A 23,324-nucleotide genomic window follows, 5' to 3' on the forward strand; every position below is an offset into this window, starting at 1 on the left:
TAATAATATATCATGATATATTAAGATTGTCGACGTATGCATGGTATTTCTGACAAGGGGATGCAAAAAAGCAGACCCCCTTTTGAGAGATCTGCTTTTTCGAACTCGTACAATGATTAAGAAAATTAAGCTTCGATAATTTCCACCGAAGTCATTTTGTCGCGCCCCTGGAACGCATCTACCTTGTCCATACCTTCTACAACTTTACCGAATACGGTGTGTACGCCGTCTAGGTGTGGTTGTGGAGCATAAGCGATGTAGAATTGGCTTCCGCCAGTGTTTTTGCCGGCATGCGCCATAGCCAGCGAACCGCGTTCATGCTTGTTCGGGTTGATCTCGCAGTTGATGGTGTAGCCTGGGCCGCCGGAGCCTGTACCATTTGGGCAACCGCCTTGAGCTACGAAGCCAGGAATCACACGGTGGAAGACCAGACCGTTGTAAAAGCCGTCTTTCGCCAGCTTTTCGAAGTTGGCAACCGTGTTAGGTGCATCATTTTCAAACAGATCGATCAGCACGACGCCGCCATTTTCAAGAGTAATTTTCGCTTGCTTTGCCATATGTAAATACCCCTTTCGAAATTACAGATGTTGAACACTTTTATTAGTTTACTATGAAATCACGCACAAAGCAAAGCAGACGGAAGAGAATTCCGCCTGCTGTATGCTGCTTCACATTCTCAAAGTAATAACTTACTTCATCACCGTCTGCTTCGCAATGCGAGCCGGGATCACATCATTGGCAATAATGTCCTGATGAGACTCGCGCCGGACCACAAGATCACTTTGCCCGTTCTGCACGAATACAACTGCCGGACGGCGAATCCGGTTATAATTGCTGGCCATCGAGTAGTTATAGGCCCCTGTGCAGGCTACGGCGAGCAGATCCCCGCTCTCCACCTTCGGCAATTCCACATCCCAGATCAGCATATCACCGCTTTCGCAGCATTTGCCGGCAATGGATACTGTTTCTTCATTCGGTTCAGCCGCACGGTTGGCCAGCAGTGCCTCATATTTGGATTCATAGAGTGCCGGACGCGGATTGTCAGTCATTCCGCCGTCAACGGCAACATATTTACGCACACCTGGAATCTCTTTGTTCGTACCAACAGTGTAGAGCGTAGTTCCGGCATCGCCCACAATGCTGCGGCCAGGCTCTACCCAGATTTGTGGCAGCGACTCGCCAATACCGGCAAAATGCGTCTTCACCGCACCCGTGATCGCTGCGACATATTCAGATACCTTCAGCGGTGTATCACCTTCCACATAACGAATACCGAAGCCGCCGCCGAGATTGACTACCGGGAACGATACACCAAGGTCTTCCTTTACCTTCCGTGTAAATTCAGCAATCCGCTCTACCGCAAGCTCGAAACCTTCCGTTTCAAAAATCTGTGAACCGATATGGGAGTGAACGCCCAGCAGGTGGAGATTGTTTTTCTCCGAAGCCAGTCTTACCGCTTCCTGCGCAGAGCCATTGCCAATATCGAAACCAAACTTTGAATCGGTCTGGCCGGTGGAAGCATACGCGTGATGGGCATGCGCCTCTACACCCGGGGTCACCCGCAGCAGGATATTAACGGTGACTTCCTTGCGCTGGGCAATGGCCTGCAGCATGCTGAGCTCCACCAGATTATCGACCACGAAGCAGCCGATTCCGGCATCAATCGCCATCTCCATTTCATCCGGCGTTTTGTTGTTGCCGTGGAAATGGATACGCTCTGCCGGAAATCCGGCCTGAAGCGCAGTATACAACTCCCCATCCGATACAACATCCAGAGACAGTCCTTCTTCGTCGGCCAAGCGGCACATCGCCATAACCGAGAAGGCTTTGCTGGCATAAGCAACCTGAAATCCGAGCCCGGATGCGGTAAAAGCCTCCATGTACTCGCGGCACCGGCGGCGGACCAATTGCTCGTCCACTATATATAGCGGGGTACCATACTCCGCCTTCAATTCTGTCACATCACATCCGCCAATCTCCAGATGATTGGCATCATTAATTCGGCTCGTCCCGTGTAAAAACATTTGTGCAGTCCTCCAATTTCTGTGGAAAGTCTTGTTCCACCCTGTCTATTTAGTGTATTCAGTATAGCAGACAAAGGGAACACCATTGAATGGACTAATTTGCAGTTGATTTGTATTTTACTACGACTTGTCCTTTTTCTTCTGAACGGGCGCCATCCGTGTATTGTCTCTGGTTTTGTTGAAGGATGGCCTTGTTTTGGAGCTGAGAACCGGCTGACGCAGAAGAATCGCGCCCATCTCCTTTGCATTAAACGGTATAAACGGCCACATATAAGAAGAATTGTAGGAACGGTGCGTAGTCAGCAGAATCACCAGCAGCGTAGAGCCGATCATAAAGCCCGGCACCTGGAACGCTGCCACGGCGAGCAGCAGTGCAAGCCTGACAATCCGGTTGGCCAGCCCCAGCTCATAACTCGGTGTGGCAAACATACCAATAGATGCGACAGCCATATACAGCACCACCTCATTGACGAAGAGGCCTGTCTTAACGGCAATGTCACCCACCAGGATGGCGGCAATGAGACCCATCGCCGAGCCGAGCGGGGTCGGAGTGTGCACAGCTGCCATTCGGAGCAGATCGACCCCAAGCTCGACGAGAAGAAATTGGGCAAGGAGCGGAATTTTGGCCGTTTTCTGCGGTCCGATGAAATCAAGCACTGCCGGTTTCAGCTCAGGGTGAATTACGAGCAGCATCCAGAGCGGCAGCAGGAACAATGAGGCGAAAATCCCAATGAAGCGTACCCAGCGCAGATATGTCCCCATAAATGGGGTCTGACGGTTCTCCTCAGCGTGCTGGCATAGATCAAAAAAGGTTGTCGGCAGAACCATTACGCTCGGTGAAGTGTCGACAAAAACCACCACCCTGCCTTCCAGCAAATGGGATGCGACAACGTCCGGTCGCTCTGAATAGCGTACCATCGGGTAGGGATTCCATCCCCCGTCCACGATAGCTTCCTCCAGCTGTTTGTCAGCAAGCGGGATCCCCTCAATATTCACACTTTTAATTTTGTCGGTAACAGCCTTCACCTGAGTTTTATCAACAATATCGTCAATATATGCCACACAGACATCCGTACGTGTGCGGCGGCCCACCTGGTGTAACTCATACTTCAGACCTGGATCGCGGATCCGTCTTCTGACTAGAGCGACATTGCTCAGGAGTGTCTCTGTGAATCCGTCCCTGGCTCCGCGTACTACCCGTTCAATAGAGGGTTCATCGGGATTGCGCGAGGGATAGGAACGGGTATCCATGATGATAACTTTAGTCTCACCTTCAAGAAAAAAAACACTCATTCCTGAAAGGACCTTGTTGATGCTCTCGCTTAATAATTCCCCTTTCTCCACCTGCAAGTGAGGAATGAATTCTGTCATAAAGCTGGCCAGGACATCCGTGGAAATATTCTCAGGGGTAAGATACGTCAAGCGCTTAAGGATTTCATCGATGATCGTATCTTTGGCGAATCCGCTGATGCACAGCAGTGCCGCCTTGCGCCCGCCAAAGGTCATCTCCCGGAGCACCACATCAAAGGATGAACCCAAACCCATCACTTCGGTAAGTGTATTTTTGGTATCCTCCAGCTTAAGCGGGATTGTATCATCCCCCTGCCAATAAGTGATAGACTGCTTGAGAGAATTGGACAGCTCCGCATCGCGTTTCTCCTGCAGGGGATCCTCGTTCTTCTTATTTTCCGCCTTATCCTCATTAGTTTTCTTTGCACTTTTTCCTTTTGGATCGGATGGGCTCGCCTGGACTTTCCCTGCTGACCCTTCCCCGGACTGCTTGTCGGCAGCTCCATCATCCGGTTCTGTCTCAGATCCGTCGTCCTCTGACTCCTCATCGTCTCCGAACAATCGGGCAAAAAAGCCCTTTTTCTTGCTCTCCGGCTCCTCTGATCCCAGTTCCTCCGATGCTTCAGCATCCTGTGTACCATCTCCGGCTGAACTCTTAGGGGCACTGGTGCTGCCTTGTGCAGAATCAACGGTTGTGGAGGGTTCCTCGGTTTTTGCCGTTCCTTCTTGATCCTGTGTTCCTTCTTGATCCGGTGTGCCTACCCCATCCGATGGCTCAAGATCGTTGCTATATCCGGTTGCCCCGGCGTCCACACCCATGTCCACACCGCTGTCCACATCGCTGCCTTTGGGATGGCTGGCTTCATCATCTGTCTTTCCAGCTATAGCGGGTGGACTGTCAGTCGACTGATCCCCTGTACCAAGCTCACCAGAGGCTTCAGTGTCCTGTCTCCCTGTCCCTTCGTTTGCCTTTGCATCAACATCGGCATGTGTCTCGGTCTCCGCTTCCCCGGTCTCCTCGTCATCTCCAAACAAAGAGGCCAGGAATCCCTTCCCGCCGTTCCCCGGCTCTTCTGCACCGGGTTCCTCCGCTGCTTCAGTATCCTGAGTCTGGCAGACTCCGGGAGATGAAGCCTCTGCGTCGGCCTTGTCTTTAGCTGTAGCCCCCTTTGTATCAGGTGTCCGGGTTGCATTGCCCGCATCCGCTTGTGGGGAGTCTCCATCAGCGGTACCCAGCTCTGCCGATGCTTCCATCTTGGTTGTCCCTGTCTCTGCTTCACTTCCGTCTTCCATAGCAGCCCCAGGTTCGGCTCCGGCAGAAGCCGCAGATTGATCATCTGTACTGGAAGCCTCCTCGGATTGCCCCCTGGCATCCTCACCGTCCTTTCCAGACTCCTGTTCCTTGTCATGCGGTTCTTCCATGTAATATCCGCTGTGAACATACTTTATCACACCATAACCTCCTTTTACTGTCGGTACACAAACCAATCGAACAAAGAGCCCGCAACCTTGCCGCAGACCATTGCCATGAGCAGCCCGAAGAGCAGGTGAGTCATATGCAGACGCTTGGCCAGTATAGGCAGCACATTCAGTACCTCGGTCAGGGCCGCAGCCAGCATACCGACAAATACCCCGTCAAACAGACCTACTGCAAGCTCTACCAAAGGCCCGGCGGTAATCCGCCAATTCCAGAAATCTGACATGGTGCCAAGCAGCGAGCCTCCCACCATAGCCCCTTCATACCAATGCACTTTATCGTAGGAGGAGGTCAGCTGAGCCAGCCGGGGTACCATATCCAGTACGATGAAAAGAGCGATTACCCCGCCGCCTACCGCAATGCCTCCGGCAATGCCAAGCAGCAGATTCAGCGCCAGCGTCAGCTGTGCGGTCATGTTCATTCCTCCGAATGCCCGGAGGCTTCATCTCCACGGCGTTTTAGTTTGCTGTACTCTTCGTTGACTACATAATGGTCGATATTTTTCTGGTAGAGGAACATCTCCACTTCAAGCGGCGTCGGCTCCTCGTTCCACTTTTTCTTAAAGAGATGATTGAAGAAAATCACCATGCCAAACCCAATGCCGAGCGAATAGGCAATCTGAAACACATACGGATGTTCATCCCTGTGGCCCGTCAGCATCTCAACAATCCTGACCTGCACCTCCAGCATGCTGACATCAGCATGGAAATTCATAATCGTAAGCGCCGAGCCGAAGAACAGCAGCAGCCAGACCAGGATAAACAAGGCAATGGAGGGTTTCCGCGACTCCACAGGCCCTTCAATCTGCACCAGGGTCCGCCCTTCGCCAATCGGCTGAATATCTGCTCCCGGCAAAAGGTCCTGAATCTTTGGAATGACCGTCAGCAGGTCAATCAGGATCAGATTACCGTCACTTTGGGCAGGGTCCAGCAGCAGGAGTGAATACAGCGGCTCTCTCCACTCCGGATCGGTTATCAAATAAGCCACATCCCGCAGCAGAACACCTTTGCCTTGGGGTACCGTCACCCGGTTTTTGAGCTGTATGTAAATTGCAGGAGCCGGATGGGCAGTCATGGACGGACACCTCCTGAAGGATCTGATGTGAAGCGGCAACGAGCAAGAATAACGGTAGTATGGGAGAAAAGGTTTATTTTTACTCTTGGACTGTGCAAAACAATGGTTTGACTTCATCGTAAGCAGGGGAACACAATCACTTACTCCCTGCTTCATACTTCATGTACAAATAGAAACGGCTGCGCCGCCCCTCACAGGACAGTACAGCCGTTATAGGTTTATTGGGAAAGAAGCTGGATATGGAGCAGCCCGTGCTTAGCTTCAGTGAACAGTACCAGCCTCATTTTCTTCAGACTTTACAGTATCGTACCATTCATTCACTTCACGGGTAATCTGCTCACCGCCGCCCGCTCTCCATGACGCCACAAAATCATCGAAAGCTGCCAGCGGCTGTTCCCCGTATATGATCGCACTAAACACCTCATTCTCCAGGTTGTTCAGATAGTCGAGCCTCGATTTCATGGTTTCCGTTGCGGGTCCGGTGAACATGTCTTTGTGGGATTTGTCCTTCTGCTGTAAAAGCAATTTGGCCGCTGCCGGAGTACTTTTACCATAATTCACCGCGATATCCTTCTCCAACCGGGTAGACGGCTCCTTGCCATCCGCAAGATTGAGCATCGCCTGAAGCTGGGCGTAAGGGATACGAGCTCCGTCGCGGACCAGCAGATAACGGATGCTATTCACGTAACCGCCGGAAATTTTGTCACTGGGCAGCATCTTGCCGCTGGCGCTCAGCTCATAGTCATAACCTGCAAACAGCCCATTCTCCAGCCCGCTCCCCGTTTGCGGGGCCGCAAAGTTGTCGAACAGATAATTCTCGTAGGTAAAAAAGGCTTCCGGGTGCTTCATGGCTTTGCTGATCAATGTAACTCCATTGGAGAACGGTGTACCATGGCGCATGACGGTTCCATCCGGTCCGGCGGGAATGACACCCGGTGTCCAAACTGCACCCGGAACATTCTGCAGTGTATCCTTCAAAGGCCAGCCGCTCATCCAGTAAGGACCGGGAATAATTCCCGCTATGCCGGCAACAGCAGGCTCCGCAGTCTTGTTCTCATCCCAGAGCGCTGCCTCCTGAGGAATGTAGCCCTTGCTGTGCCATTCTCTCAGCTTCGCAAGCCCCTGCGCGATCGCAGGGTTCACAGAGCCGAACTCCAGCTTGCCGTCCGGTCCGGTGTTCCACTGATCTGGAAGAGCGCCATAAGCACCGAAGATCCAGGAAGGGTCCCCCATCCATGTACTCATCGTCGATTTGAAGCCGATACTTAGCGGAATAACCTGATCGGGCGCCAGGCCGTCCGGATTGTGCGCTTTGAAGGCCTCCATGACCTTTTCAAGCTCTTCCATGGTGGCGGGCACCTGCAGATGCAGTTTATCCAGCCAATCCTGGCGGTACCACAAAATATAGTCATGATTATATGCATAATCAAGAACAGGCAGACCCATTTTCCGGTCTCCGCGGCTGTAGGGATTCCACACGTCCGGGTCCTGGGCCATCGCTTCCTTCCAGGTAGATGAGGCATAGGCATCGAAGAGTTCTCCTACTTCGGCATACAGTCCGGAATCAATCAGATCCTGGGCAACCGCGGTGTCTGCTGTACCGATGGTCACAATATCGGGCATTTCCTGGCCTGACGACAACGCAAGTCGCAGCTTGGTCCCGAATGCGCCATTGGTGTTGGTGATGGACCAGAGGGTTTGGATCTCAATGCCGAACATCTCCTTGGCCCAGCGTGTGGCTACATTTTGCTCAATGGATTCCCCGTTCTTAAATTTCAGCTCCGGGTCAACACCCCATGCAGTAGTGACCGTAACTTCAGGGTTATACTTGTCCTTGTAGGCATTGTTGTTAGCAACCACCGCAGGGGAGATAACGTCTGAATTGGGATTCGGCGGGATATCCCCGGCATCCTTGTCCTTACAGCCTGCCAGACTGACCGCCAGCATGACACTCAGGAACAGTACCAGCAACCTGATTTTTCTGTCCGCACCCATCATTATCCCCCTCTCTTGATTAAAACGTTCTTCTCTATCCTTCTCGAAATTCATTTGGGGTCATCCCGTAGTGCTTTTTGAACATTTTGCTGAAATACTGCGGGTTCTGGTAGCCCAGTTCCGTCGTAATCTCATAGACTTTCTTGTTCGTATGCTTCAGCAGATACAGGGCACGTTCCATACGCATACGGATGATATAATCCCCGAGTGCTTCTCCCGTCTCAGCTTTATAGATTTTGGACAGATATACCGGATGGAGATAGACTTGGTCGGCTATCGTCTTCACGGACAATTCATGGCCCGACGGACTTCCGACCAGTGCATGCACCTGTTTGATGATATAGCTTTTCGTGTATTGATCGCTCTCCGAGAGTTCTGCCTGAAGTCTATCCAGCAGCTCAAACGCCCATCCCTGAAGCCTCCCGCTGGAGGAACTAAGATCCTGTGCCAGCAGAGGGTCCAGGACAAGCTCGTCAATCTGATGCATGAACTGGCCGCTTTTGTGGGCAATGTACATAAATGCACTGGTGATGGACAGGAATACCTCATACAAATGTTCTCTGGAAAAAGAGGTGTGCTCCATGTCGCGGAACACATCCTCAAGCTTGCTGCGGACAGCTTCCCACTGCTTCGATTCCAGCAGATGAATCAGGGTGGGCGGCCGGTATAGGCTGTCCAGCGGTTTGAAAGCCAGCGGCTCCGGTGAATACCGATCCTTGAGAAACACCACTGAACCGGAATCCACAGGCGAAGCCAAAACCATGGACCCGAGTCCGCTGCGGTATGCAGCGGTCATTCCGTCTGGAAAGATAAACCATTCCGTAACGGTCAGTGAGATCTCTCCCTTCAGATAGTTGCTGACCGCTCCCTGAAAACGCGTAATTGCCTCTTGTAACCATTCATGACGTTTGGCTTCGTGATTGCCTGTCAATACAAGCTCGCGCCTAGTTTCATCATTCGGTTCCACGAGCAGCACCAGGCAATCATGAGGGGCTTTGCAGAACCACACACGGAAATGGCTGTGAAAGAGCTCTTCGGCAATGTTGCCGATGGCATATTCCATGAGAGAGATGGAACTAGGGTCCATCGTCAAGTAATGCCTTCCAAGCTGGATGAGCAGCAGCACAGCCTCGGCCCCGGGCTCAAAACCGATTTCATAGGCCCCCAGCTTCTGGGCAAGCGCCCGTTCAGACATTTGTTTCCCAAGCAGCAGATCGTGCATCAGCTTGCCGCGGAGCACACTGAAATCCCCTTTCCGGGTATACAGCAGCTGATGATACTTATCATGGGCTTCCCATTCATCCTTCAAAGACTCTATGGCAGTAGAGACACTCAACATGAATTCCTCTTCGCTTACCGGCTTTAGGATATAGTCGATGGCTTGAAGCTGGATCGCTTTCTTGGCATAGCCAAAGTCGGAATACCCCGTAAGGAGAATACAGCGGAGATTCGGCCAGCGGGCGGTTGCCGCCTCTATCAGCTGCAGCCCGTTCATCCCGGGCATGGAAATATCCGTAACGATAATATCAATCGATTGCCGCTCCAGAATCTCCAGCGCTTCCGTTGCAGAAGCGGCCTGGTATACCTCCCGCACCCCAAGCACCTCCCAGGGGATGGTTCGGGCCAGACTTTCGGTTACATAGGTTTCATCATCCACCAGCAGCAGTTCAATCATTCTTGTCCCTCCCTAAGTGCCTTCTCGGAAGGATCTGCGGGCAGCAGCCAGTACAGCGTGGCCTGCAGACCTCCCAGCGGTGATGGTGCGAAGGCAATGCCCGCCTCTTCACCAAAGCGCAGACGCATCCGTTGATGAACATTCCAGAGCCCGCAGCCCATCTCTTCATCCATTGCCCGGCCCAGCCTCTCCTCCAGCAAAGCGATCTCTTCCGGGGTCATGCCTTGCCCGTCATCCTCAACGGACAACATCATCTTTCTGCCCTCGCAGGTGCCTGTAATCCGGACCTGCCCTGCCCGTGCCACAGGCTCTATGCCATGCAGCACCGCATTCTCCACCAAGGGCTGAAGCATAAGCGGAGGGATGTCCACTCTGCGCATTTGCGGTGGAATATGGATGATGTACTTCAGGCGGCCCGTTCTCATGTTCTGAATCTCCAGGTAATGCGTCACGAACTCCACCTCTTCGGGCAGCGGGACCATCTCCCGCTCCTGCCGGGTGGTGTACCTGTAATAACGGGACAAATGATGGGACATCCCCACCACTGCTTTCATATTGTCCAGCTTGGCCATGCTTGTAATAAAAGAGAAACAATTGTAGAAAAAATGGGGATTGATCTGTGACTGCAGTTGCTTCAGCCTAGCTTCTCGCACATGGATCTTTTCCATCAGCACCTTTTCAATCAGTTCCTGCATCTGCTCCACCATACTGTTGAACCGGATCGAGAGGAAGCTGAACTCGTTTCTGCCCTTGATCCCCATACGGACCGAGTAATCCCCCTGTTTGAGCTTTTGAAATCCGCCTACCAGCTGTCTGACGGGCACTTGCACCTGTACGTACAATAAATAGGCAGTAAGACAGCTCATTAGCAGCAAGGCGCTGACTGAGAAATAAAACAGCCGGTTGGAGGTATGGATGGGCTGCAGAATTTCAGACAGTGGCATATAGTCGATAAGGGTCCATCCCATCTTGGAGGAATAGACAATATTAACACTGTAGGATTTCTGCCCAATCTCCAGTGTCCGGTTCCTGCTTCCGGTCAGCTCTTTTGGTTCCAGCTGCTTCACCAGCTGCTCCACCAGAACCCGGTCGGCACTGCGGTTATATATCAGCCCTGTACCCTGTTTATAATAGAACGGGTCTCTTCGGCCATCGCTCTTGAATTGATCCAGCATATCCTCAATATTCCGGCTGTCGAACTCCACTTTCATAATGGTCTCTGCCCTTCCGGGAGAGAACTGCGGCATAGAGGGTGTGTAGGAAAACCAGGAGAACAGGAAGCGCTCTTCGCCCTGATCCTTGATGGTATTCACCTGCCAGCCGGTTTTAACCTCATTCCTGAGCTCGTCGTCACTATACGGCAGCGCATCATTCTCCGTCACCATCCGGCGGACCGCAGGGGAATAAAGCGACAGCTTGCTGTTCCAATTGGAGGAGCTTTCCTGAATGCTGATTTTGGTCTGTATGCGCTTAACAAGCTGAATCGCCTTCAGATTCAAGTTTTCTTGTTCCGGTGCCATATCCTTCAGCGTCAAAATATCCGGATCGTGAATGAGCAGGATCGGCCAGGAGGACAGCAGCTCCATCTGGGACTCTACCTGATTCTGAAAAAAGCGGAGCTGGGTATTATTCGAGGTGTTCAGCTCACTGCGCAGCACATCGGTGGTCGTTTTGTTGGAGAAGAAATATAGAAGAGTGATCGGGATGAGCATAATGGCCATAATTCCTACGATTTTGCTGAACAAGTTATATCTGTACATCGGTTTCACATCCCGCACCTGAGTCGATAGCTCTTATTGTACAAAGTTTCTTCAGGGACGCAAAGGTAATCGCTGGAATACACTTGTGTTCACAACCTTAGCGAAACTTTCCAGCAGTGAATGCAGTCTATATTAACAGTTATTAACAAAAGGGGAGGGTGACCGCAATGAATCAAGCTCTAAAAACAACAATTCGCCTGGGAATGACGGCTTCTGTACTGATAGCTCTAACACTTCCGCTTACAGCTCACGCTGCCGACAAGGTCCAAGTATATGAGACTTATCAGGATGAAGTGAAGGGAATCGAGCTGTATTCTGTCAGCCAGTTAAATGGCGATCATTTTGATTCTGCAGTTATTGCCAGACAGGCGGATGGGAGCTATGCCAAATGGCAGGAGCCTTTCCATTCCTTTGTTCAGGATGGCAGCGGGCTGCTAAGGTTGTCGGGTTATGATGATCCGGAGCAAAGCTATGTATATGATGTAAAAAAAGAAACCATTATCCGCAAAACCCCCTACACGGTTTCTCCTGACGGCAAGTGGGGATACCTTGAACGCTCCCGTTATCTCTTCGTCCCGGGGGTTAAGCCCTATAGCGGTCACGTTGCCAAGATTCGGGACTATTACCTGAAAAATATGGAAACCCGTGCTGTCTCGATCTACAATTCCACCGAAAGAAGGTTTGACGCCTTCTGGCTGAATGGACATACCCTGCTGGAGAATGGCTATCTCGAGACGGCGAAGCAGAATGTGATCAGGACCTATGATCCAGCCACTGGTGAGCGGAAAGAATTGCTGAAAGGCTCACTATATAACTGGAACCGGGCAAAAGGCATACTGCTATACGTCAAGAACGAGCCCCAGCGCCTGCCATGGATCTATGACCTGAAGACCGGCACCTCAAGACTGCTGGACGACAATAGCGAAATGAAGGCTTTGTTCCCGTATACCACTCCCCCGCTGGTGTCGAAGCTTCCACAGGAATTAGCAGTGAATGAATTGCCTGTTATCCAGGTACCGGTATTACAGGAGAATGAGTACTTCGTTAATGTGGATGGTACAAGTGTCGGAATTCCTGCGGCATTTGCCAAAGAGGGGGTAACCTGGCTACTCGTTAAGCCTCTGGCCGCTGCTCTTGGCTGGGATCTCCGGCTGCAGCCGCAAAAGTCATCCTATAAGGCAGCGGATTACCGGTATGAGCTGACTGGCAGCAGTGCAAGTCTAGTGCTTACACCCTCGAACAGCTTCATCACCGGGGGCAGAATGTATCTGACCCGTGAACAGCTGAAGCAGTTAGGCTATAGCTCCATTGTTCTCACTCCAAATATGGACTACTGACAGCTAATCGCCAGCAGGTTGACTGATCATCTGACCCGGTCTGCTATCTCTGGTTATTCGATAAAAAAGAGGCCTCCCGCCATGTGGCTGGGAGGCCTCTTATTGTACATCAGTGCCCTGGGGTCACTCCCCTCAGGCGGTGCGCTTTGTTGTGGATAATTCAAGGCTTGCCGGTACCACCTGCCGGCTCTGCTGATTCGAGATGAAGAACAAGGCCGTCCAGATGAGCGCAAAGCCGGCAATTTGTGGCAATGTGACCAGCTGGTGGTAGACAATCCAGTTAATCAGGATACCCGTCATAGGAAAGCTGAGCTCGGCAAGCGTAGCAAAAGAGGCTTTGGTGGTGTTAAGGCCTTTGTAATAGAGCAGCATACTGAGCAGTCCGGGCAGCAGCGCCTGCAGCAGCAGATTGACCGCAATCGCTGACGATGCACCCAAGCCGCCATGGATCTGCCAAGGGGCCCCCTCCATACTCGTAATGACGAACAGCAAAGGCAGTGCCAGAATGAAGCGCAATGAAGTGACCGTTTCGTATTTCATCGAGCCCAGCAGATATCTTCCCATCACCGTAGATCCGCCCCATAAGGCGGCTGCTCCCAGCGCCATCAGACTGCTGACACCGATGAAGCTGTTCACATGGCCGAAAGGAATGGTCCAGCCGAAGGTCAGCAGATACGTTCCGGCCAGAGCTACGAAGATCAGCGGCCCGAAATTTCTGGGCAGACGCTCCTTCAGAATGACGGCGGCCAGGCCGATGGCGAACAGCGGCTGCAGCTTTTGCAGCAGAAGGACCGCATTCAGATCGCCTGTGGATAAGGCCTTGGTGAAGAGTATCGTAGCCACAGCCGAACCGCCCCAAGATACAATAAGCAGCGCAACAGCCTGGCGCAGACGGACCGACTTAAGCTCAGCGCGGTGGCGCCACAGCACAGGGGCTGCGGCCAAAAAGAGCACGACATGCTCCAGCAGCACAATCTGTGAAGAGGTCAGTGATTTGAGCAGAATAATGCGGAACAACGGATCAACGCCCCAAAGTGCAGCGCCCAGAACAACCAGCCAGAATCCGCTGCGCAGCGGCGCTGTGCGGACTCCTGAAGATGAAGCGGTAACTTGACTCATCATACATTCTCCTTGTCGATACAAACCCTCGATAAGAGACCAAAACCCCCGAAAACGTCTGAAAAGGACGTAATTCGGGGGTTGTTTAGGGCAAAGGCACAAGTAGAAGCGGCTACAACATCCTTAAAGGACGGTTCCCGTTTCAGCACCTGACATCTTTGTCTTATGATCCTCTCTCATCCGGACTTTACCGTCGGCTCTGGATTGTCACCAGATCAGTTCTTTCCTCAAAAACAGAGAAAAGAAGTCGCGGGCTTAGTTCGCTTTGAACAACACCGCCGGTCAGGAATTTCACCTTACCCCGAGAATCTTGTATTCCGTTATATTTTTCACAATTACAGGATAACGCCGTTTGCTCATTTCGTCTAGCCCTTTATGAAAATATTCACATTTTTTTCATTAGACACATCATTTCTGAAGCTCAGGCATCATCTCATTATTTGGAAGAAATAAGAATGTGAATCATATATACTGTAAATGTGTGCATTTTATCCATATTTTGCTTCATGAAAGAGAGGCCGTTATGAAAAGACCTGTTGCTCTGAATCTGCTCTATTCTGTTCTTGTCCTGATTGCCCTGGCCTTTGCCGGATTTATCGGCTATTTCTTTGCTGCTTTAGCCCTTGGGCTGGCCTTTTACGCACCGCTTGTGGTGGTGGTTGCCTGCGGCCTGGCTCTTTATTTTGTGATGGCTATTTTTGATTTACTTTCCAGCCGGGTCCGGAACCTGTCTCTTGCTGTCTTCGCCGGACTTTGCCTGCTGGCCACAGCCGGTTATGAGCTGAACAAAGCTTACGTGAACAGCTTCGCTGTGGTGGATGACCATGAGGTAAATCTCAGTCAGTATAAACCGTTCGGTGTCAACAGCAAGGCCGCAGTTCTGGGTAAGTCCGCAACCTACCACATCAGTGACCAGCTTCCGCATCTGGACGGAGCAACGGCTCTGTATCCGCTCTATTCCGCTTTTGTGCAGGCGGTGTACCCGGAAGACAATTATGATCCCTATGAAATTAATGATGATGACATCATCCTGTGCTCCTCCACCGCCTTTGCCTACAAACGGCTGATTGCCGGAGACACTGACATTATTTTTGCCGCAGCCCCTTCTCTCGCCCAACAGAAAGAGGCCAAACGGGCGGGCAAAGAGCTTATGCTTACGCCGATCGGACGTGAAGCGTTTGTCTTTTTTGTCAACAAGCGCAATCCGGTGTCTTCCCTGAGTACCGAGCAAATCAAGGACATCTATGCCGGCAAACTGAAGAACTGGAAAGAGGTGGGCGGCAAAAATGACCGGATCCGTGCCTTTCAGCGGGATCAGGGCAGCGGCAGCCAGACAATGCTTGAGAAAATCATGGAGGACCGCACACTGATGACTCCACCTCAGGAAGATGTAATGGATTTGATGAGCGGCATCATCAGTCAAACCTCAGATTACCGCAACTTCAAAAATGCGCTTGGCTTCAGTTTTTTGTTCTATGCGTCCGAGATGAACAAGAATGATCGCATCAAGCTGCTTGCCATCGATGGTGTGAAGCCTGACAAAGAGGGAATCCGGAGTGGAAAGTATCCAATGACCGCAGAATTCTATGCCGTAACCGCAGGCAGTGTGAATCCCAATGTAAAGCCGTTTCTGGACTGGATACAATCAGCAGAAGGACAGGAACTGGTGGAGAAGACAGGTTATACCTCATTAAAATAACAACAAGATGTTATTGCTCAAAGTGCTTTCTCGATGTCAAATAAAAAAGAAAGCACCGCCGTTTTCATCTGCTCCAAACCTGGTTGTTCTATCGGAAAATGCCCGGCGCCTTCTAAAATCACACATTCTTTTTTACCCTTTAACCGTTTATAAAAAGGTTCACTTACGATAAATGGCGTCATTGGATCTATTTCAGGATGAATAAGTAATATTGGACAAACATCAAAATTTTCGGGTTCAATCATGGATTTCATATTTAAGAAGCTTCTTAGAAATCGCAAAGTAACTTTTGTCCCGGCCGCTCGAGGATCTTTCATAATCAGTTGGGCCAATTCGAAATCATTTGTAATTAATTCCATTCTCGATACTTTTGTAACAGAAATTCGTAACGAATCCAAAACCAAAGGAAAAGCATCCATTGTGAATTTACCCAAACGACTAATCGCCTTATTCGGGGCAATTTGGTCACGAACTTTCGGGTTACTTGTATCCACAAAGGTTGTTACAATTAACCCTCTAACTTGATTGCTCTTTGAAGCCACATGATAAGCCAGCATGCCTCCAATGCTGGCCCCTAATAACACAATCGTTTTACCGTCCCGTTTGATTTCCTGTTCGATCAACTCTGTAAGTATTTCAATCCAATGTAGGTAATCCATAGATTGTAATGACTCAGTGTAGCTTAGTCCAAAAGGAGGGAGGTCAGGGGACACAACATCATATCCATGCTTTTGTAGCATCCGCGCATAGGGTGCCAATAATCTGCCATTCCCGCCTGCACCATGAATTAAAATAACTTTAATTTTTGAATCTGGAGCGTACATACGATCCAGATGGATACGACAATCGTTCCAATCCCACCACTCTTCAGACGGTAAGTTATTTTCTGCGATTCGCAGTTCCTCAGGAAAAAATTTCTGATATTGCTTCCAATATATTTCGGATTCATTGTATGTTAAATGATTAGTGGTAGTATTCATCTATTCGCCCGTCTTCTCGGAAAACACCTTCGGCCAATTAGCCTGTGCAGAAAATAACCGCCGCCGTTTCTCCGCATCCGGGTCCAGCACCACCTGCGTTTCCCCGTCAAAAATAACAGTTGCCCGCGAGTCCGCTCTATACGGCGGCCATTCCAGGCCGGGAATCGATGGATCCCCCCGGTGTGCGAATGCCGTCCAGGTCTTCTGCATCGTTTCGGACAACTTTTGCATGTCTGGAGTCACCGTCAAGCCATATTGCTTCAGCAGATGCAGGTTGCCGAACACATACAGAATTTCGGCACCATGAACAGCCTTCTCCAGCAGCGGATGGCCCTGAACCGTCCAGTCAAACCGGTACATCCACACGGGTGCCGCAGCAGACTGGGTCTCCGCAAAGGCAATTGAACTGCCCCAGAAAAAGAGGTCGGTCAGGAGCTCCGCCTGCCCTTCCCAGGACTTCGGATAATCGACGGCAAGCTCCGCCAGATCGTCAATACCCATAAGCATTTCCAGTGCTTTGAGCGATTGCTCGAAGCTCTCCCCCGGCCGTTCTTCCCGGAAGAAGAGATTCCCTTCATGCAGATTGGTGCCGATCAGCAGCGGAATTCCTTGTGCCGACCCACCCGCTATAGCTTCAGCAGGATCAGCAGGCACCGTCATAGGCTCAATAACCGGCTGGAAAAACATGCTGAGCGCTTCACCGGACAGCTTGTAAGTCATCCGCGCCGCCGCTTCCAGGATCTGCTCCGCCGGAAGGTTATCCAATACCTCCAAATCACTGCCTGGAGTAAGCCCCAGCTCAGCCAGCAGAGCCGCTGCAATCTCTTGGCCCTGCTCCGGCTGCAACGTCTGCCCGGCCCCGCTCTCCATAATAGCCCCTGCGAACAGCCCCTGCGCGGCGGGCATTGCCAGCAGCGCAGCAATGCTCATGCTGCCCGCTGATTCTCCAAAGACGGTAACACGCTGTGGATCGCCACCGAAAGCGCTAATGTTGCCCTGTACCCACTTCAGGGCCGCAATCTGGTCCAGCAGACCCGCATTTGAAGCGAACTCACTGCCGAATGGGGACATATGTACGAATCCGAACGGCCCCAGCCGGTAATTTATAGTAACCAGAACAACCTTGCCGTTGCGGGCCATCCGGGTACCGTCGAACATCGGCTGACTGCCGGCTCCGGTCACAAAGGTTCCCCCATGTATCCAGACCATCACCGGCAAGCTCTCCCCGGCTTCCGCAGGAGACCAGACATTCAGATATAGACAGTCTTCCGAGTAGTCCGGGGATGTACCGCCAAACCGTGTACTACTGGTGCTCACAGGCTGATGGCTTACCGGACTGAATGAAAGGGCCTCTCTGACGCTATCCCACGGCTGAGGCGGCTGAGGCGCGCGAAACCGCAGCTTCCCGACTGGAGGTGCAGCAAAAGGAATCCCGCGCCATACCTTCACACCCTCCTCTTCGGCTCCCAGCAGTTTTCCGTATAATGTTGTAACCAGTGGTGCTGTCATATCAATCTACCTCTTCCTGTTATTCCTTGTTATCTTCAATCTGTATATAGAGTCCGAAGCGGAAACGGAACCACTGGAAGACATGGGTAACGACCACTTTCAGTACGGCATATCCCGGTACGGCCAGAATGATTCCGAGCACACCGAACATTTTACCGGCAAAAATAATGACAAAAATGATGGTAATCGGATGTATCTTCAGCGACTTGCCCATGATCTGCGGAGAGATGAACTTGCCTTCGATCAATTGAACAGCCGTCCATACGAACACCATTTTGAGCAGCATGAACGGAGACGTTACCAGCGCTACGATCAGGGCCGGTGTAATGGCAATTGCCGGACCCAGATAAGGTACAACCGCTGTACAGGCAGCGACAATCGCCAGAACCAGCGAATATTCAAGCCCGATAATTAAATATCCGATGTAGAGCAAGGCGCCGATGCAGCAGCTGACAATAATCTGTCCCCGAATATAGGACGCCACCTGGCTGTTCATCTCTGACATGACCATGCGGGTCTGAGGCTGCAATGCCGTAGGAATAAATCTCATCAAATAATCCGGCAGCCTTTTGCCGTCGCGCAGCAGATAGAACAGAATAAAGGGGGTAGTTACCAGGGCAAGCACAATCTCCGTCAGCGCTCCTACAAAGTTGCCTACACCGTTCAACGCATTGTTCAGGAAAGAAGTGCCCCACGATGTGACTTTGCTTGTAAGGTCAGTGACATCCGTCCCCACATTCTCCTGAATCTGTCCAAATAGCTTGCTGCCAGTCAGGTTGATGAATTCCTGTTGGATCTGATCACTGTATTTAGGAAAATTATCAATCAGGCCTACCAGCTGGGTGCGGATCATCGGGATTACCGTAAGCAGGATCAGGGTTATAATTCCGGCGATGATCAGATACAGAATAACGATGCCATAAGGCCGTCTGATCTTGCTCCGCCGCTCTAACCGGTCCACCAGAGGGTTCAACAGATAGTAGGCAATCCCCGATAACAGCAGAGGTGCCGCCACGGTATGCAGCAAGACTGAAATCGGTTTGAAGATAAACGGGATTTTGGCAAATACCAGTATATTTACCCCGATCAGCAGTACGATCAGCAGCGTTACCACAAATCGGTTATTCAGAAAAAACTTCTTGAACTTTTCCGGCCATACCTGCAGCCTCTCCATCACTCAAGCCCCCTTAACACAATTGCTTCATCCTATGTGTTTATTTGCACTTTGTATTAGCATAGTTAACACGGGGGGAGCAAGTCAAATTTCCTTTTAATCAAACTTGAGGTCAGTAATTTGGCCTGCGTTCATAAACCCGATCGACCTGTAGACTTTGTTAGAGTCCGGATTTTTGCCGTCCGCGTAGAGTACCGGTGTCAATTCTGCACTCAGAAGGTGCTCACAAAGGGCTGCAACCAGTGCGCTCGCATACCCTTGCTTGCGGTGACTTGCAGGGGTGTACACATCGTTAATGCGTGCATGTCTGGCCGAACGGTGCGTGATCTTTGCCATGGATACGGGGGTATGATCCGCCATCCACAGGTACAAGTCGCCGGAGGCGGCATCTTCAGCAGCTATCGTCAAAAAATCCTCCGGCCGCAGCATCTCGCCAAAAGCATCCTTCATGAATCCGGTCAAAAATTCAGCAATCACGGGAACCTGTTCAGCCTTAGCTTTCTCCAGGTGTCCATGGACCTCGGCAGGCTTCCACACCTCCGGACAATGATATGCCTCCAGCATCATATTCGTATGATAGAGCTTACCCTTTCTGTTACAAAAAGCCTCCGCAAATGTCTTCGCAATCTCCGGCTGCGCAGAAATCCCGGGAAACTCATATAACTGCACCCGTTCTGCTAGCTGCTGCACAAGACGCTCCTGCTGTTCTCTCTCAAGCTCTCCGGACACCCACAGCCAGGGATTATGTCCCGGTGATTGTGTGAATATCAGCTTGCGGTCTGAAGTGGTCAGCCGGATCGCTGCAGGATATTCGGTAATCCGGTGGATTAGATTATACCGAACCTCCTCCTTCATGAACGCCTCACTTTGCAGCACTTCGTCTCCCGTCTCAAAGCTCTCAAACATACCCGTCCCCCCTTAAATTTCCTTTTCATTTCATCATAGACCTCCCTCCCGCAAAAATAAACAGCCCGCCGCCAATTTATTCTGGCAGCAGGCCGTTCCGTATCCGTAGTAGTTTTTGTCAGGCTATCTAGCTTACCAGCTTCATCCGAAGCTTGTCCTTTCCGTCTCTTAAACCAGCGGGATCACACGACTCCGGCCGCAATGAGATGTCATTCTGATCTCAGATCCGGTCAGTTGGATGCCGAGAAGCAGCAGCGGGTCAGTATCTCTTACAGATACATCGGCTCTTGCAAGTACATCGGCTCCTGTACCATCTTCATTCCGGGGTTCTTCCATCCCAAGACTGCTCATCAGACACGGCTCCCCATAGTAAGCTGAGACCAGCCAGTGCGTGCCTGGAGCGATGCCCGCCAGCAGAGTCGGGATAGCCGTCCGCGGACGAAGGACATTGGTATTCGTATGCGGACGGATCATCACGGCTTCACGGTAGCCCGCTAGCCCCAATACTCCGCTTACACCATGACTGCTGACAGCTGTCACCGCGTATCCGTCAGCGGAGCGGAGCTCCTGAAATGCCGGCTCCAGGGCCACGGCATATCCGCCTTCTGCCGCATCCAAGGCCCGCCCCGTCTGCACGCGGTGAATGCGGATATGCCACGGAAGACCGGCAACCACCCAGGTCTGCACCTCCACATTCGCCCAAGGCTTCCAGCGGGAGTACAGGATATTGTCTTCAATCCGTGTCTCTATATTTTGCCGGCGTACCCGGTACAGATTATCCCCCGCCTCGCTAAGCGCCAGCGTGGAATCGAACGCGCCCTGGGCAATCCCCCATTCCGAGCGGGGCACACTGAAGCCAAAGGCCGTGGAATATACGAATTTCTCATACTTGGCAGAAGTGTGTGTATGCTCATTGGTCGAGAGATGACCGCTGTTGAAAGCTGCCACATGATCCGTCTCGGGCTGGCGGCAAATGACCAAATGTGCAGGCTGCTGTACAGCCAGCGTTTTCAGTTCAGGAAGCGGCAGCTCTTCAGACAGCCAAAAGGGGTGATTGTCCACCAGCGCAAGCGGCATGAAGAACTTCAGAGACCAGTAAGGCGAGCCCGGTGAATTATAGTTCTCGGCCATCACCAGGTTCGGATAAGCATAGCCGATGGTCAGTACGCCCTCTTCATTCAGGATATCCTGCTTCAGCCACCAGCGCATGTTGCGCAGGATCAGTCCCTTGATCACCCCGTAGGGCATTGTCTCTACTTCAGCAAAAGCCAGCGCACCCCAGAAAGCAGACTGCGCAAACCGGTACGCCAGACTTCTTCCATACGGAAGAGCCGAGCCGTCCCCGGCAAACCAATGGATGAATTCTTCGGCGAACTTCCCGGCCCGCTCTTTGAACACACGGGAACGCTCAGGATCTTCATCACCCATAAGCTTAGCGTACAGCAGGCCGTAGAAGTGGATGGCAAACGGAACATAATAATCAATATGCCCGCCGATTCCATCGCTGTACCAGCCATCCGAGAGATAGAAATCATCAATCCGGCGCAGGTTGTTCTCGAGCTGCTGCCCGTCATAAGGCAGCCCTGCTGTGCGGAAGCCCAGATTCACCAGCACGTTGAAGAAGAGCCAATTGCAATCGTAGCAAGGATGTGCATTCATCTGATTCAGCCAGGCGTACAGATTGGCGCGCTCCTGGCCGTTCAGTGGAGTCCAGATCCGCTCCGGGATCATCGACAGCGCATAACCGAACGCCGCCATCTCCACAAGCCGCTGGTCATAGTCAGCGACCTCTCCCCAATATTCCTTATGCCCGGGATCAGTACCGTTCCTGATGCCATCCAGGATCAGTTCCCACATGTCATCCTCCCCGCCTCCGGCGAGAAAAGGCACAAATCCCCACAGCACCCGGGAAAAGCCCTCCATTTCCGCAATATCCGGACCATAATGGACTCCGGTTACGCCCAGCTTCACGCGGGCATGCCCATCGCTGTAGTGTGGCTTCAGCGGATGGGCAAGCTGCAGGAAGGCTTCCTGCAGGTCCGCTTTGGTGATCAGCGGATTAGCTTTTAGTTTCTCCAGCGAATTGGTTTTTGTCCGCTGCAGTTGGCTGCCCATCAATACCACTCCCTATCTGTTTCTTTTACTCCCAATAGAAAGGTCCCTTGCCCGTCAGCCGTGCCAGCCCTTCGACATAGAAGAAGTCCCCATAAATCAAGGGTACGTCAATATTCGTGCCAGCCGGGTAATTGCTTGTACCATGGAGAATCAGACCTTCCTCAGCCTCATTGTCCCAGGTGCCGTAATTGCGGTATAACGATTCCAATATCCGGACCGCAGGTTCCCGGTATACCGGCGCCTCGAGTTCGCCAAGCTTGTCTGCGAGGAGGAGCAGCCCGCTTGCGGCGCAGGCTCCTGCCGAGGAATCCCGGAAGTTCCGTGCTTCACCGGCTGCGCGAAAATCCCAATGCGGCACATGATCCTCCGGCAGGCGCGCCAGGAAGAAATGGGCCACCTTCTGGGCCGTATGCAAGTATTCGGTTTTGCCGGTATGATGGTAAGCAAGCGCCAGGCCGTAGATGGCCCAAGCCGTTCCTCTGGACCAGGCAGACTCCGGCGCATAACCCTGACCGCCAATGCCTTCGATGAACTCCCCGCTCTCCGGATCGAAACGGACAATGTGATAGACTGAGCCGTCCGGGCGGATGAAATGCTTCACTACCGTATCCATATGCGCTTCAGCAATGTGACGGTAGCGCGGGTCTCCGGTCACCTCCGCCGCCCAGAAGAGCAGCGGCATGTTCATGGCACAATCAATAATTGCATAACCTCTGTTGTCTTCACCTTCATACCAGGGGTTCCAGGCGCGGATATAGCTGCCCTTCAGGTTGAAGCGGGCCGCCAGGTAATTCGCCGCCTTCAACGCTCTGATCCTGGAGACCTCATTGCCGAGAAGCTTGTAGGAAGCCACACTGGTTAAGGTCCACATGAAGCCCAAATCATGGTCCAGACGGACATACTCATTCAGCACTTGGTCCAGCTGTTCCTCGCATTGCTCGGCCAAAGCCCGCAAGGACTCATCCCTGCTGTCGTTATACAAAAGCCACAGCTGACCCGGCCAGAAGCCTGCCGTCCACCAGAACGGCTGCTCCAGTACATATTGTCCGCCCCGACTCGCATGAGGGAAGCCTGCGCCGATCCGCAAGCTGTTCTGCTGTGTCTTCTTCAGCGCCTGATGCCATGCTTCTTCTGCCCACGCATGTTTTGTTTCTGCTATCATCTTTAGCCACCGCCATTCATTCATTTGG

The 23,324-nt window shown here is 51.9% G+C and carries 17 protein-coding genes and 1 riboswitch; of the genes, 2 read left to right on the forward strand and 15 right to left on the reverse strand.

Annotated elements, in window-relative coordinates; all coding sequences use genetic code 11:
* Positions 1 to 125: 125 nt before the first annotated feature.
* The 8 genes from A3842_RS19245 to A3842_RS19280 form a co-directional block, all read right to left on the reverse strand.
* The gene (locus A3842_RS19245; protein ID WP_074087558.1) at positions 126 to 557 is read right to left on the reverse strand and encodes a peptidylprolyl isomerase; all 432 of its coding nucleotides are present in this window, start codon (positions 555 to 557) and stop codon (positions 126 to 128) included.
* Between the two features lie 132 nt (positions 558 to 689).
* Positions 690 to 2,024: a diaminopimelate decarboxylase gene (gene lysA, locus A3842_RS19250; RefSeq protein ID WP_074102412.1), complete on the reverse strand. Its 1,335-nt coding sequence runs from the start codon at positions 2,022 to 2,024 to the stop codon at positions 690 to 692.
* Between the two features lie 120 nt (positions 2,025 to 2,144).
* Positions 2,145 to 3,875 (reverse strand): spore germination protein, encoded by a 1,731-nt coding sequence (locus tag A3842_RS19255; RefSeq protein WP_371916010.1) that lies wholly within the window; start codon positions 3,873 to 3,875, stop codon positions 2,145 to 2,147.
* 905 nt (positions 3,876 to 4,780) lie between these two features.
* Positions 4,781 to 5,206, reverse strand: a complete 426-nt coding sequence (locus tag A3842_RS19260; RefSeq protein WP_074087556.1) for a stage V sporulation protein AB — start codon at positions 5,204 to 5,206, stop codon at positions 4,781 to 4,783.
* 2 nt (positions 5,207 to 5,208) lie between these two features.
* Positions 5,209 to 5,865 carry a stage V sporulation protein AA gene (locus A3842_RS19265; protein WP_074087555.1) on the reverse strand — a complete coding sequence of 219 codons (657 nt, stop codon included), beginning with the start codon at positions 5,863 to 5,865 and terminating at the stop codon, positions 5,209 to 5,211.
* Positions 5,866 to 6,126: 261 nt separating this feature from the next.
* Positions 6,127 to 7,860: a type 2 periplasmic-binding domain-containing protein gene (locus A3842_RS19270; RefSeq protein ID WP_074102413.1), complete on the reverse strand. Its 1,734-nt coding sequence runs from the start codon at positions 7,858 to 7,860 to the stop codon at positions 6,127 to 6,129.
* A gap of 34 nt (positions 7,861 to 7,894) precedes the next feature.
* Positions 7,895 to 9,535, reverse strand: a complete 1,641-nt coding sequence (locus A3842_RS19275) for a response regulator (RefSeq protein ID WP_074102414.1) — start codon at positions 9,533 to 9,535, stop codon at positions 7,895 to 7,897.
* Complete coding sequence (locus A3842_RS19280) at positions 9,532 to 11,295, reverse strand: sensor histidine kinase (RefSeq protein ID WP_074102415.1); 1,764 nt, start codon at positions 11,293 to 11,295, stop codon at positions 9,532 to 9,534. The genes A3842_RS19275 and A3842_RS19280 overlap by 4 nt, the downstream gene beginning before the upstream one ends.
* A 167-nt stretch (positions 11,296 to 11,462) precedes the next feature.
* Between A3842_RS19280 and A3842_RS19285 the strand changes: the two genes are divergently transcribed.
* Positions 11,463 to 12,632, forward strand: coding sequence for a hypothetical protein (locus A3842_RS19285; RefSeq protein WP_074102416.1), 1,170 nt, complete (start codon positions 11,463 to 11,465; stop codon positions 12,630 to 12,632).
* A gap of 132 nt (positions 12,633 to 12,764) precedes the next feature.
* Here A3842_RS19285 and A3842_RS19290 read toward each other — a convergent pair whose 3' ends face one another.
* Positions 12,765 to 13,751, reverse strand: coding sequence for a DMT family transporter (locus tag A3842_RS19290; RefSeq protein WP_074102417.1), 987 nt, complete (start codon positions 13,749 to 13,751; stop codon positions 12,765 to 12,767).
* A 164-nt stretch (positions 13,752 to 13,915) separates the two neighbouring features.
* Positions 13,916 to 14,064: riboswitch (FMN riboswitch) on the reverse strand.
* Between the two features lie 210 nt (positions 14,065 to 14,274).
* On the opposite strand from A3842_RS19290, the gene A3842_RS19295 reads away from it, so the two are divergent.
* Positions 14,275 to 15,450 carry a PstS family phosphate ABC transporter substrate-binding protein gene (locus tag A3842_RS19295; RefSeq protein WP_074102418.1) on the forward strand — a complete coding sequence of 392 codons (1,176 nt, stop codon included), beginning with the start codon at positions 14,275 to 14,277 and terminating at the stop codon, positions 15,448 to 15,450.
* 17 nt (positions 15,451 to 15,467) lie between these two features.
* On the opposite strand, the gene A3842_RS19300 is transcribed toward A3842_RS19295, so the two are convergent.
* From A3842_RS19300 to A3842_RS19325, 6 genes are all read right to left on the reverse strand, one after another.
* Positions 15,468 to 16,430 carry an alpha/beta hydrolase gene (locus A3842_RS19300; protein ID WP_074102419.1) on the reverse strand — a complete coding sequence of 321 codons (963 nt, stop codon included), beginning with the start codon at positions 16,428 to 16,430 and terminating at the stop codon, positions 15,468 to 15,470.
* Positions 16,431 to 17,939: a carboxylesterase/lipase family protein gene (locus A3842_RS19305; protein WP_074102420.1), complete on the reverse strand. Its 1,509-nt coding sequence runs from the start codon at positions 17,937 to 17,939 to the stop codon at positions 16,431 to 16,433.
* 19 nt (positions 17,940 to 17,958) lie between these two features.
* A complete protein-coding gene (locus A3842_RS19310) occupies positions 17,959 to 19,113 on the reverse strand; it encodes an AI-2E family transporter (protein ID WP_074102421.1) in 1,155 nt (384 codons plus the stop codon).
* Positions 19,114 to 19,209: 96 nt separating this feature from the next.
* A complete protein-coding gene (locus tag A3842_RS19315; protein WP_074087545.1) occupies positions 19,210 to 20,019 on the reverse strand; it encodes a GNAT family N-acetyltransferase in 810 nt (269 codons plus the stop codon).
* A gap of 168 nt (positions 20,020 to 20,187) precedes the next feature.
* Positions 20,188 to 22,134, reverse strand: coding sequence for a DUF2264 domain-containing protein (locus tag A3842_RS19320; RefSeq protein ID WP_074102422.1), 1,947 nt, complete (start codon positions 22,132 to 22,134; stop codon positions 20,188 to 20,190).
* Between the two features lie 25 nt (positions 22,135 to 22,159).
* Complete coding sequence (locus tag A3842_RS19325; RefSeq protein WP_074087795.1) at positions 22,160 to 23,296, reverse strand: glycoside hydrolase family 88 protein; 1,137 nt, start codon at positions 23,294 to 23,296, stop codon at positions 22,160 to 22,162.
* Positions 23,297 to 23,324: the final 28 nt, after the last annotated feature.

This window comes from Paenibacillus sp. P3E (genome assembly GCF_001909045.1).
Lineage (GTDB): Bacteria > Bacillota > Bacilli > Paenibacillales > Paenibacillaceae > Paenibacillus_AQ > Paenibacillus_AQ helianthi.

Coding starts and splice junctions, on each gene's coding strand:
- A3842_RS19270 (WP_074102413.1), bottom strand. CDS start 7,860: ATGGGTGCGGACAGAAAAATCAGGTTGCTGGTACTGTTCCTGAGTGTC.
- A3842_RS19290 (WP_074102417.1), bottom strand. CDS start 13,751: ATGAGTCAAGTTACCGCTTCATCTTCAGGAGTCCGCACAGCGCCGCTG.
- A3842_RS19285 (WP_074102416.1), top strand. CDS start 11,463: ATGAATCAAGCTCTAAAAACAACAATTCGCCTGGGAATGACGGCTTCT.
- A3842_RS19245 (WP_074087558.1), bottom strand. CDS start 557: ATGGCAAAGCAAGCGAAAATTACTCTTGAAAATGGCGGCGTCGTGCTG.
- A3842_RS19280 (WP_074102415.1), bottom strand. CDS start 11,295: ATGTACAGATATAACTTGTTCAGCAAAATCGTAGGAATTATGGCCATT.
- A3842_RS19265 (WP_074087555.1), bottom strand. CDS start 5,865: ATGACTGCCCATCCGGCTCCTGCAATTTACATACAGCTCAAAAACCGG.
- A3842_RS19275 (WP_074102414.1), bottom strand. CDS start 9,535: ATGATTGAACTGCTGCTGGTGGATGATGAAACCTATGTAACCGAAAGT.
- A3842_RS19295 (WP_074102418.1), top strand. CDS start 14,275: ATGAAAAGACCTGTTGCTCTGAATCTGCTCTATTCTGTTCTTGTCCTG.
- A3842_RS19320 (WP_074102422.1), bottom strand. CDS start 22,134: ATGGGCAGCCAACTGCAGCGGACAAAAACCAATTCGCTGGAGAAACTA.
- A3842_RS19325 (WP_074087795.1), bottom strand. CDS start 23,296: ATGATAGCAGAAACAAAACATGCGTGGGCAGAAGAAGCATGGCATCAG.
- A3842_RS19305 (WP_074102420.1), bottom strand. CDS start 17,939: ATGACAGCACCACTGGTTACAACATTATACGGAAAACTGCTGGGAGCC.
- lysA (WP_074102412.1), bottom strand. CDS start 2,024: ATGTTTTTACACGGGACGAGCCGAATTAATGATGCCAATCATCTGGAG.
- A3842_RS19260 (WP_074087556.1), bottom strand. CDS start 5,206: ATGACCGCACAGCTGACGCTGGCGCTGAATCTGCTGCTTGGCATTGCC.
- A3842_RS19310 (WP_074102421.1), bottom strand. CDS start 19,113: ATGGAGAGGCTGCAGGTATGGCCGGAAAAGTTCAAGAAGTTTTTTCTG.
- A3842_RS19300 (WP_074102419.1), bottom strand. CDS start 16,430: ATGAATACTACCACTAATCATTTAACATACAATGAATCCGAAATATAT.
- A3842_RS19315 (WP_074087545.1), bottom strand. CDS start 20,019: ATGTTTGAGAGCTTTGAGACGGGAGACGAAGTGCTGCAAAGTGAGGCG.